The organism is Candidatus Kuenenbacteria bacterium HGW-Kuenenbacteria-1, from assembly GCA_002839745.1.
Lineage (GTDB): Bacteria > Patescibacteriota > Patescibacteriia > UBA2591 > PGYQ01 > PGYQ01.
In genome coordinates this window covers 1-4,023 of sequence record PGYQ01000023.1, presented here as the reverse complement: position 1 = coordinate 4,023, position 4,023 = coordinate 1, and the positions used below count along the sequence as shown (strand labels likewise).

At 27.0% G+C, this 4,023-nt stretch carries 5 protein-coding genes; 3 read left to right on the top strand and 2 right to left on the bottom strand.

Features of this window, described 5'->3' with window-relative positions; genetic code table 11:
• Positions 1 to 336 (bottom strand): Holliday junction resolvase RuvX (locus CVV26_03425; protein ID PKL71984.1); only part of this gene is annotated, 336 nt, incomplete at its 3' end.
• Positions 337 to 339: 3 nt separating this feature from the next.
• Positions 340 to 957 carry a hypothetical protein gene (locus tag CVV26_03420; protein PKL71983.1) on the bottom strand — a complete coding sequence of 206 codons (618 nt, stop codon included), beginning with the start codon at positions 955 to 957 and terminating at the stop codon, positions 340 to 342.
• A gap of 189 nt (positions 958 to 1,146) precedes the next feature.
• Here CVV26_03420 and CVV26_03415 point away from each other — a divergent pair, with 189 nt between their 5' ends.
• From CVV26_03415 to CVV26_03405, 3 genes are read left to right on the top strand one after another with little or no spacing between them, the layout of a single operon-like run.
• Positions 1,147 to 1,437, top strand: coding sequence for a co-chaperone GroES (locus tag CVV26_03415; protein PKL71982.1), 291 nt, complete (start codon positions 1,147 to 1,149; stop codon positions 1,435 to 1,437).
• A 48-nt stretch (positions 1,438 to 1,485) separates the two neighbouring features.
• The gene (gene rplI, locus CVV26_03410; protein ID PKL71981.1) at positions 1,486 to 1,932 is read left to right on the top strand and encodes a 50S ribosomal protein L9; all 447 of its coding nucleotides are present in this window, start codon (positions 1,486 to 1,488) and stop codon (positions 1,930 to 1,932) included.
• A gap of 40 nt (positions 1,933 to 1,972) precedes the next feature.
• Positions 1,973 to 3,592, top strand: a complete 1,620-nt coding sequence (locus tag CVV26_03405; GenBank protein PKL71980.1) for a CTP synthase — start codon at positions 1,973 to 1,975, stop codon at positions 3,590 to 3,592.
• Positions 3,593 to 4,023 lie beyond the last annotated feature (431 nt).

Here is a 4,023-nt window from a genome sequence, read left to right as displayed (position 1 = left end):
TTTTATTTTACTTCCTTTTAATAAAACCTTAGCCATTTTTGTTGTCATTCTCTCGTCTTTAAAATTTATTGGAATTTTTAAAAAATCATTTACTTTTTTGGCAAATAATTTAATTTCCATTATTATTTCTTGATTATTATCTGTTAATTGACTTGGTTCGCCAATAATAATTTGTTTTACATCTTCTTCTTTGCAAATTTTTTTTAGTTCTTCAAATAAATTTTTTTCTCCCTTATTTTTTATAGTTTTATAAGGAAGAGCTATTTTCAATTGTTCATCAGCCAAAGCTAAACCAATTTTACTTTTGCCATAATCAAAGCCTAAAATTTTTCCCATATTTTATTTTTTATTAGTAATCTGTTGTACAAGATTTAAAAAATTTGAGACAATAGAAGAAAAATCAATTCCTTTTATTGCAGAATTACCGGAAAATTTAGAAAAATTAGGCATAGAAAAAGATAAATTTATTAATTCTTGTGGCAATAAAGGAATTAAAAAAGAAACAAAAGATATTAATGGATTAACAAGTTTTGAAGTAACGAGAAGTTGATCAAAGGTGGGGCAAATAGAATATTTAGTCAAGACGAATAAAATTATTCCCAACCAAATGTTTGCTTCTATTAATCCAAAAACAGCGCCACCTAAACGATTAATCGTTTTAATAAAAGGTAATTTTGTAATTAAATTTGAATTTTTTGCTATCAATGAAAAAATAAATCCAATTAAACGATCTATTAAAAGAAAAATAATTGCAAAACAAATTACTCGAGCCAAATTAATGTTTCCTAAAAAAACGAATTCTATATACAAAGCCAAAGAGTTATAAAAAAGTCCGCCAACAATTACCCCGACAATTGTTCCTATAACAGCGCCAAACATATGGATTATACCCATTCTTAATCCAAAAATAATAAAGAAAAAAATAATACAAAGCAAAATAATATCTAAGGTATTCATATTTTTTAAAATTATTAGCCAAAGGCCAATATTTTTAGCCGAGGCAAAAATAAAAAATTTATAATTCTAATTTTACATTTTTTTAAAAAAATGTAAAATTAGAATTAACATTCTAAGGTCGAGGATGTTAATTTTAATTTAATTATTGTTTTCTTTTAAAGAAGAACAATATTTAACTAATATTAATTTATGAAAATAATTCCTTTAAATGATCGAGTGGTTGTAAAACCCATTCAAAAAAATGAAACAACTAAATCTGGTATTATTTTACCTGAAACAGTGGATAAAGAAAAGCCAGAAGAAGGAGAAGTAGTTGCTGTTGGTTCAGGAAAACTTTTAGATAATGGGCAAAGAGCGTTAATGGAAGTCAAAATTGGAGATCGAGTTTTATTTACTAAATATAGTCCTAATGAAATAAAAATTGATGACCAAGAATTATTAGTTATTAATGAAAGTGATATCATGGCGATTATTGAATAGTTTAAAGTTTAAAATTATTTTATTTACCCGGCTTTAGCCGATTATTTTATGAAAATACTTTTGCTTCAAGATATAAAAAATTTAGGGAAAAAGGGGGATATAAAAGAAGTAGCTAATGGCTATGCTACAAATTTTTTATTTCCTCAAAAAATAGCAACAATAGCAACAGCAATAGAAATTAAAAAAATAGAAATTAAAATCCAAAAACAAGAAAAAAATCAAGAAAAAGAAATTCAAAAAGCCAAAGAATTAAAGAAAAAAATACAAGAAATAGAAATTGAAATTAAGGCTAAAGCCAATGAGAAAGGAGTGCTTTTTGCTTCTTTAGAAAAAGAAGAAATAGCCAAGGTTTTATCAAAAAAAATTAATCAAGAAATTAAATCTAATCAAATAATTTTAGAAAAACCAATTAAAGAAATTGGAAAATATAAGGTTAATGTTAAGCTTTGCGAAAATGTTGAAGCAGATGTAGTGGTACAAGTTAAAGAAGAATAAAAGTTAAATGTAAAATCAAAATTTAAATTTTAAATTTTTTATGAAGTATATTTTTATCACTGGAGGGGTTTGTTCTGGATTAGGCAAAGGGATTGCCGCGGCTTCAACAGGAATGCTTTTAAAAGCTTGCGGATATAAAGTTTGTATTTTAAAATTAGACCCTTATTTAAATGTTGATCCAGGAACTATGAGCCCATATCAACATGGTGAAGTTTTTGTTACTAATGATGGAGTTGAAACAGATTTAGATTTAGGACATTATGAAAGATTTATTGATGAAAATTTAAGCAAATTAAGCAATGTTACTGCCGGACAAATTTACAAAGAAATTATTAATAAAGAGAGAGAAGGTGAATATTTAGGGAAAACAATTCAAATAATTCCTCATGTAACAGGAGCTATTAAAAATTGTATTAAAAAAACAGCTCAAGAAAGTCGAGCTGATTTTTTAATTATAGAAATTGGTGGAACAGTGGGAGATATTGAAGGAGAATCTTTTTTAGAAGCAGCTCGACAATGGCATCAAGAGAATGGAGGTAAAAATGTGCTTTTTATTCATTTAACATTACTTCCATATTTAAAAACTTCTGAAGAATTAAAAACAAAACCCACTCAAGCGAGTGTTCGCGAATTACAACGTCAAGGAATTCATCCGGATATTATTTTAGCTCGTTCCGATTATCCAATTAAAAAAGAATTGATTGAAAAAATTTCTCTTTTTTGTAATATTCTACCGGAAGAACTTATTCCAGCATTGACAGTTGAAAATATTTACGAAGTGCCTTTAAATTTTCAAAAATATTCTTTAATAAAAATTATCTCAAAGAGTTTAGATTTAGAAAATAAAATTCCTAAATTAGATAATTGGGAAAAATTAATAAAAAAAATTAAAAACAAAAATAAAAAAAACTTAAAAATAGGAATAATAGGAAAATATACTGAACATGAAGATGCTTATATTAGTGTAAAAGAAGCATTAAAATCAGCCGGTTATGCCAATAATGTTAATATTAAAATTGAATCTATTGCTGCGGAAAATTTAGAAAAACAAAACAAAAAAGAATGGGATAAATTAAAAACCATACATGGGCTTGTTGTCCCAGGTGGATTTGGTTCAAGAGGAATTGAAGGAAAAATTAAAGCAGTAAAATATGCTCGAGAAAATAAAATTCCTTATTTGGGATTATGTATGGGTATGCAAATTGCGGCAATTGAATTTGCTCGCAATGTTTTAAAAATAGAAGATGCTAATTCTGCTGAGGTTAATTTACAAACAAAAAATCCAGTTATTTATATTATGCCCGAGCAAATTAAAAAAATGGAAAACAAAGATTATGGCGCTAGCATGCGTTTAGGCGCATATCCTTGCGTTTTAAATAAAGATTCTTTAGCTTATAAAGCATATAAACAAAAAGAAATTTCGGAAAGACATCGACATAGATATGAATTTAATAATAAATATCGAGAAATTTTAGAAAAAGCTGGTTTAAAAATTACAGGAACTTCTCCTGATGGAAAGTTGGTAGAAATAGTTGAATTAAAAGATCATCCTTGGTTTGTTGGAGTTCAATTTCATCCAGAATTTAAATCTCGTCCCTTAAGATCTCATCCCTTATTTAGAGATTTTATAAAAGCAGTTAAAATGGTTTGTAATAAGTAGTTTATAGAAAATTTAAAATAAAATTAATAAAAATTAATTATACATTTTTATCTGCCAACAACAATTTTATATTATTTAATAATTAAAAGCGCGAGCAGAGCGAGCGCTTAAAAGAAGTATTTAAATTTATGGGGTAGATGAGAGCCTCTGCTCTCATCTTTTTTTGGTTGGAGCAGAGGCTCCAACCTACCCAAATCTTTTGGTTAGAACACCCCAACCGTGGGCTGATCCGTGGTCCAAGAAATAAAATATGAATACAAAAAATAAAAAGGTTTTTTTTAGCTAATTTTAGCTAATAGTCCATAGACTGTTCTATGGACTAAGAAATAAAATAAAGAAGAAGAAAAAAAGAAAAGAAAAGGAAACAAAAAATCCCCCGAGATAAACCCGAGGGATTTTTGTCTTTTAAATAATACCTTTATCGCATTATT

What these genes read in the sequence shown, in the direction of transcription:
- CVV26_03420 (PKL71983.1), bottom strand. Translation starts at nt 957, where the DNA reads ATGAATACCTTAGATATTATTTTGCTTTGTATTATTTTTTTCTTTATT.
- CVV26_03415 (PKL71982.1), top strand. Translation starts at nt 1,147, where the DNA reads ATGAAAATAATTCCTTTAAATGATCGAGTGGTTGTAAAACCCATTCAA.
- rplI (PKL71981.1), top strand. Translation starts at nt 1,486, where the DNA reads ATGAAAATACTTTTGCTTCAAGATATAAAAAATTTAGGGAAAAAGGGG.
- CVV26_03405 (PKL71980.1), top strand. Translation starts at nt 1,973, where the DNA reads ATGAAGTATATTTTTATCACTGGAGGGGTTTGTTCTGGATTAGGCAAA.